Below are 6,956 nucleotides of genomic sequence, written 5' to 3' on the forward strand. Positions count from 1 at the left end.
CGCTGGGTGGTTGAACGAACATTCGCCTGGCTGGGACGGTGCAGGCGGCTCGCCAAAGATTGGGAAAAGTCCATTGCTTCCTCAACCGCATGGACATTGATCGCCTCGATCCGCATGCTCACACGACGGACAGCAAGGCATTGTCAAGCTTGAAAAACTTTCGGATCGGGCTCTAAGATCTGACCCTGCGATTCATTAAATACGCGTGCGTGAGCTGTGGTTGAAATAGTTGCTATAAAAAAGATGATCCGCGCAAAAAAGCCCGGCGAGAAAAATTTTTCATATTCAACCATCCTTTCAGGGGCTATTGGGAATTATCGTGAATTGGTAATTGTGGTTATAAGATAGATCATGGCTGCAAAAATGACCTATCTATCTTCCTGCTCTGCACGGTAGATACAACTTAGATCGTTGATATTTAATAATATTCCCTCGGTGTGATGGCGTGCCTTGAACAGCCCCCATCAAACGGGCATCTGTCGAGGCGATTTCTGCGCTAGAGAATGATTGACGTGCTCCCCCGAATTTAGGCCAGCGAGAACTGGCATCTCCCGAAGTCCGGGCTTAAACCAGCAGGTGGAGGGATCGAAGAACTGTTGGTTGATGCGCTTAGCTCGCGATTTCAAGGTTGTGGCGTGCTGATTGAAGGTTCCCAAGGTGGCTTTCGATCTGCGCTTTGAACAGAATCGCCACCGGGATGGCTACGCGCTCACGTTCAACCTCTCGAGGAAGAGGAAGCGGTGCATGTTATAGACAATATTGGCCAGGCCGATCCGCATGGTGGCCCGGGTAATACCCACGGTTCGAACGAACAGACCCATCTGCGATTTCTGATCGGCAAAGACATGCCTGACGCGCGATCGGATCACCGACTTCCCTGCATTGGACCGCTGGAAATGGCGAGGCATGGGCTTGAGATGCGGCTTTTTCCTGTGGATCTTCGAGACGAAACTTTCTTTGTCCATGAAGTCCTCATTGGCTTTCGAGCGATACGCGGTGTCGGCCAAAACGGTTGAGGCCGTATTGGTTTTATCCAGCAGGCCCTCGCGCAATCTGGCACCATCACTGGCAGCGGCATCCGTTGTCTTCCATTTCCGGATCAGTCGAAACTTTCGATCGATGGAAACATGCGATTTGTAGCCAAAGAACGGAATGGCGAGGTCCATGGCCGGGAGCGTCCCGTCCTCCTGCCGCTTTGCCTTCAACTTTAGCGTCCAGCGGGCGTGCCTGTCCTTGTGGGACAGCTTTACCGGCTTATCTTCCCAGCCTTCGGGGATCCGGCCTTCCCGAAGATCGGCTTTCTCCCCGTTGGTATTGCGCTGCTTTGGCGCTGCCACCAGCGTGGTATCCAGAATCTGGCCGGCCATCGGCAGATACCCAGCCAGCGTTACGCAGGGTGGTGTCAAAGCGCTCGAACAGCTTTTGGATGGCGCCTGCCTCGGTCAGACGCTCACGAAACAGCCAGACCGTTTTGGCATCGGGCACCCGGTCCGACAGTCCCAGACCGAGGAAACGCATGAAGGACAAGCGGTCGTTGATCAGATATTCCGTTCGCTCGTCGGAAAGATTGTTCAGTGTCTGGATGACCAGGATCTTGAACATCAGCACCGGACCGAACGGGGGGATGGCCGCCTTTGCTCCTGTCTTTCAAAATGCACGCAATTTGAAATAAGATCTATTTACTGAAATAAACGACCAAAAAGCAGCAGGCTACCACATCGGTAACGATGTCCACGCCGCAATTATAAGACCCGTGATGCATATTCCATCCGTAACAGCCAAAACATGGCGGAATGGATATTCTGGCAACCCGGCAGATCAGGAGCTCAAAAGAAAATCAGGAGGCTTTTTTGCTCTCGGGTTGAGAGACATCCGTATGGCAGATCCGGTCAAGGAAAACCGCCGTAATCGCGTAATTGGCGTCACTCTGGCGATAATGGTGGTTAATATGATGAATTTTGATCTTGCGCAGCAGGCTCATACGCATCGGAAACTGGTGGCAGGAATAATGCACAATGTCATACGCCACATACCCGCACAGGAACCCTGCAGCGATGGCACTCCCCGCAGCATATCCCATGGAACATACGCACCCCACCCAGATCAGCAATGCAAGAGGCAGCGACGCGCTGAGAGGCATCAGGTTACGCAAGGGATGATTAGGCTGATCATGGTGGTTGCCATGCAGCAGATAAATCATGGATTTCATGAATGCTGACTGGCCGTTGAAATGAAACAGGAACCGGTGCATCAGATATTCAAACGGGAACCATGCGACAAAACCGATCAGACAGTACCACAACAGACTGCTTACTGATGATGACATGCACCATGCGATAATCAGAGCGACAGAGAGTACAACAGCCCATACCCCCGCGAATACACCAAAAGACAGCAGCGTCAGGGATTCCATGACAGGATTCTTGAACAGACGAACAGGCGCCTCTTCCTTTATCCTACGCTTTTGCTGCATAACAGATACCTTTGAAAATTCACATCCGGCATGAATTTAGCTTTCCTGCCTGAACAGCGCTTTACAGACAACATATTTCAGGTCATGGCACGCCATTTCATCAGAGGTAATACCTATTTTTTGTTGTTGTGCACCTCTGCCAATGTCTCGCGAGCATCTGATTTCTGACATTTCATCTTAACGATGCAGCACGCCTGATTTATGCTGAATTATATTCACAACGCAATAGGGGAAAAGTTTTTTCCTAAAACCCGCAAAAATTCCTCAATTCAGCTTACTAACAAAACAATATGACATCATGACGGCAAAGGCAGATCAGGAAACCGGGAGCGAAGCTGCGCATAGAATGCAGCCAGACGCACTTTTTGGGCGGAAGGGGAAAATTTTTCCGCCTGTCGCAGGCCAGCCGCCCGTAACGTTTCCCACGCAGGCGTACCTGGCTGCATGTCATCAAGGACTCTGATGCCCCGCGTGATGTCCTGTATATCATAGGCATCAACCAGAACCGCTGCCTGGCCTGCTATTTCCTCGGTGGCCCCGCCCCGGGATGTCAGTACCGGCACCCCAAGGGCCATTGCCTCGATTATAGGCAGGCCAAAACCCTCTGCCAGTGATGGAAACAGCAGGGCATGCGCATCCGCAAGGGTGCGCAGCAGGGAAAGGCGACTGCACCACGGGATGCGAATGATCTGCTGCTGCGGCGTTCGTGGCGTAAAATCAGGCGCGTCATCCCCATCTGGTCCAAGCAGGACCAATGGACGCCGTGTCCCGCTACGGGCATGGGCATCCACCAGACGCTCTATGTTCTTGCGCTTTTCCACACGACCGATACAGACAAAACAGCCTTGGGGTGCGACCTGCGGCGCATTCACCAGTTGTTGACGCTCGTGCTGCGACACACCGGCAAGCTGATAGAGATTGATGACCCTATCCGCCGGCACATCCAACCTGTCCATTATCTGCTGCCGAACCGTTTCCGAAACTGTGACAACAACATCCGCCCGCCTGACGAGTTGCATAAGAAGTGAGCGCAAAAAATCCGGCCGGATGCCTGTCAGGTCAGGATGGGTCAGAGGGATCAGATCATGGATTGTCACCACATTGACCGTATTTTCGACGATAACGGCCAGCGGATATGTCCAGAACATGATGGCAGGCGGCGTCGGAGTACGTAACCGTAACAGATGCCTGCATCTCCGGAAATGTATATGGGTGCTTCTGTACAGATCAGGAACGAAAGGATACTGCTCGCCTGAGGGTTTCCGATAACCGTTTCTGATCCTGCGCACAAAGGCCAGCGCCCTGAAGACCCTCAGGATCCGTTGAACTGCTCTTTCCGTGTGCGTCTCGACCTTGTCAGGATTGTGATCCCACAGGTATCGTGTCTGAAATCCCATGGAAACTAGGCATTCCTGCAGGCCACGCGCATAGGTCGCAACCCCTGTTCCCCCGGTCCTGCCGACATTCCTACTATCCAGCCAGATCATCGGAGACGATGATTTCCCCGTGGAAGAACCTTTCTTCTGCCTGATCTTAAAAAATGTCATGGAGAACGCTACCGATCACTACCCGACAGGAGCGTCGTCATATGCACCCGGAACTGAAAAAAAGGCCGCGGTCTGGTCTGCCGCCTGAATCCCTAGCGCCACCTGACGCGGCCAGTTGAACAGGTTCAGATCCAGACCATGTTTTACAGGCGTGTCGTTTGCACGTTCCTGTCCCAGCAGGCGTTCGATGGCAACACGCCATGCTGGACCATCGGTCGGGTCAAGATAGATGGCATTTTCACCCGCAACTTCGTGAAACACTGGAATATCGCTGCACGCTACCGGCACACCGAGCACGAGCGCCTCGGCAAGAGGCAGACCAAAGCCTTCCGCGAATGACGGAAACAGCAGTCCCGCCGATCCCTGCAGCAGGGTAACAACCTCGGGGTCAGACAGATCGTTATATTCCAGGACATTGCCCTGAAGCGCCGGACAGCGTTCCAGCATGTCCAGAATATTCTCATTTTCCCAACCACGTCGACCGACCAGAACAAGACGTGGAACGCTGCCGCGTGGCCCGGCGTCTTCCACCATGCGCCGCCATAAATTCAATAGCAGCAGGTGATTTTTGCGGGGTTCGATCGTGCCAAGACAGACAAAATAAGGTCGCCCATCGGACGGAATGCGCATGGTATCAGCGCCCTGCCCGGAAAGCTGCAGATGCAGTCCATGGGGCACGGCATGCACATGGTCCCGTGCCGGGCGTCCTTGCAGATAAGGCGCCAGCGACCGCGCCACGGCGTGGGCGGGAACAATCACGCCCGCGGCCAGCCGGGCCACCGTCGCCATGCGCAGCGCATGCCGTTCCGGCTCACCCGGACGGGCATATTCCGGAAATTCAATGGGAATGAGGTCATGCACCATCGGCACGAACAGACTGCCATGGCGGGACAGGAACTGTTCAATGGCGCGCGGCCGGGTCAGGTGGTGGTGGGACACCAGCAGGTAGATGCTGTCCCCCCTGTACGCCGGCATGGTCCATCGTGACAGCAATACGGTCTGTGTCAGGCGCTGCGCCATGCGGGGCAGGCGCGCGCGCAGACCCGTATCACCATCCCATACAGGCCCCATGACATCCAGGAAATCACGGACAGCCGACGTGCTGACATGCGCGATCAGGCCAACCGGATGAAAGGCCACGAATGTCAGACGATGTGCCTCTTGCGCCAGAAGATACCGGGCATATTCATATTCTACACGGTCAATTCCCGTCGGTATCGGATTGCGCGCCCGCGACAGCAGGCGTGAAATATCCATGAAAATATGAGACTGATCGAACATCAGGCCTATACCGGATCAATGAGAGGAAGACGGCTGGGCATCAAGATGCGAGATGGTGAAAACCTTCCCATCCTGTGCAGGCGTGGTGCGACGGATACGCTGGAGCGTCCCCTGTACAAGCAATGCCAGCCCTTCTGGCGAAAAGAACCCGCCTTCAATCAGGCAACGGTCGATCAGCACACGCCGGAAAGCCTCAAATGTCACGGGATCCGGTGGTGTGGGGTCGGCCCAGAAATGATCCAGCGCCCCCTGATCCGTAATGTCAGGGATATCATAGATCGCCTGCCCCAGTGTAATGACCGGAACATTGCAGATCAGCGCCAGAGTGCCCGTGGTGCTGTTGATGGTCACGACGCCCTTGGCAACCCGCACCAGATGGGCAATATCACCCGTTTCGAGATAGCGTACCCGGTTGATGATCCCAAGCTTCCGGGCCATGGTATAGACCAGCTTGCGCCAGTCCTTGACCCCATTGTCCAGCGGATGTTCCTTGACCAGAAGGAAAAGATCTTTTGGCGCATGTCGGGCAAAGGATTCCAGAACAAGCTGGATTGCGCCCGTCATGCCATCAAAATCCGAATGGAGACGGATCTGCGCATCAGCATCCAGCTGCAGGGGAAACAGCATGTAGGAAAAGTTGTTGTCCGCTACTTCCTTTATGATGCCTTCCGTCCGCATCCGTGCCGCATCCCGGCGGTTCAGACGCTTCAGCCAGCCGATACCCTCAGTCCATGGATGCCAGGGACGATAATCATGCCAGTTCCTGAAATACCACCGCGTCAGCAGATCCGCGGCGTTATAGGCCACGGCCTCCAGCGCCCGGCGCCGGAAAGAGGACGGAACCTGATTATGCGGAGGCAACGGTGGAAGCAGGGCAGCCTGCTGGCGGTACCATTCGGGATTGCGCGGCAGCGAGGAATGGCCGTTTACCCCATCGAGTTCCAGCGTGACCCAGTCTGGACGGATATATCCTTCCTCAAACACATAAACGCGAATGCCACGTTCGATACACAGGGCCGTTGCCTTACGATGCAGGGGCCGACAGTCACCGAACAGCATGACATCGGTGATGCCATGCTTCGTCAGGACATTGGCCAGAAACGAAGGCCATTCCTCCATACGACCGGTAAAATCAATCCCGTTCGGCAGGCACCAGAACAGCTGATCTCCACCATTGAAATTGATTTTATAAACTTCATAGCCCGCCTTGCGAAACGCTTTTCCAATTTCATGGAAAAAGGGGCCCATCAGACCCTGAAGCAGCAGAAAACGGCGTGGAGAAGAAACTTCTTTCTGGGGTGACGTATCAAGCATCACACATCAGTCTGTTCGAGCCTGATATACATGCCAATTCCTCTTGGAGCAGCAGAAACTTCCGGGAGAAATCTCGCCGGTTCTGGTTAGGGTTTACACAAGTCTAAGATCATAGAGAGGATAAACGACGAAGCATATGAAAATGTCCCGCTCCTTTGAGAAAAACAGAACACCATTATCCTCATGCTGCGCACTTCATGCTGTTTTTGTTAGTGCCCGATCCGAAAGTTTTTGAACAATACCAGCCTGTTGTGATTCATCCGTCTTTACGAAGAGATGGAGTGAATGGTGACATGGACTGGTATTGCCCGACGTGAACATAGCCGGGAAGGACTGCGATA

Annotated in this window: 5 protein-coding genes and 1 pseudogene; 1 reads left to right on the top strand and 5 read right to left on the bottom strand. The window is 54.0% G+C overall.

Features of this window, described 5'->3' with window-relative positions; genetic code table 11:
• Positions 1-153, top strand: a 153-nt coding sequence (locus F1542_RS09910; RefSeq protein ID WP_193731370.1) for a transposase, incomplete at its 5' end; no start/stop codon positions are given.
• 548 nt (positions 154-701) lie between these two features.
• Here the strand turns inward: F1542_RS09910 and F1542_RS09915 are convergent.
• From F1542_RS09915 to F1542_RS09935, 5 genes and pseudogenes are all read right to left on the bottom strand, one after another.
• Positions 702-1,641 (bottom strand): annotated as a pseudogene (locus tag F1542_RS09915) (IS5 family transposase); the annotation flags it as partial.
• 196 nt (positions 1,642-1,837) lie between these two features.
• The gene (locus tag F1542_RS09920) at positions 1,838-2,413 is read right to left on the bottom strand and encodes a sterol desaturase family protein (protein ID WP_227672639.1); all 576 of its coding nucleotides are present in this window, start codon (positions 2,411-2,413) and stop codon (positions 1,838-1,840) included.
• 356 nt (positions 2,414-2,769) lie between these two features.
• Entirely contained in the window at positions 2,770-4,020 is a 1,251-nt protein-coding gene (locus tag F1542_RS09925) for a glycosyltransferase family 4 protein (protein ID WP_408886249.1), read from the bottom strand.
• Positions 4,021-4,038: 18 nt separating this feature from the next.
• Positions 4,039-5,301, bottom strand: coding sequence for a glycosyltransferase family 1 protein (locus tag F1542_RS09930; protein WP_227672640.1), 1,263 nt, complete (start codon positions 5,299-5,301; stop codon positions 4,039-4,041).
• Positions 5,302-5,316: 15 nt separating this feature from the next.
• Positions 5,317-6,615: a capsule biosynthesis protein gene (locus F1542_RS09935; RefSeq protein ID WP_193732894.1), complete on the bottom strand. Its 1,299-nt coding sequence runs from the start codon at positions 6,613-6,615 to the stop codon at positions 5,317-5,319.
• Positions 6,616-6,956 lie beyond the last annotated feature (341 nt).

This window comes from Komagataeibacter sp. FXV3, from assembly GCF_015155755.1.
Classification (GTDB): Bacteria; Pseudomonadota; Alphaproteobacteria; order Acetobacterales; family Acetobacteraceae; genus Komagataeibacter.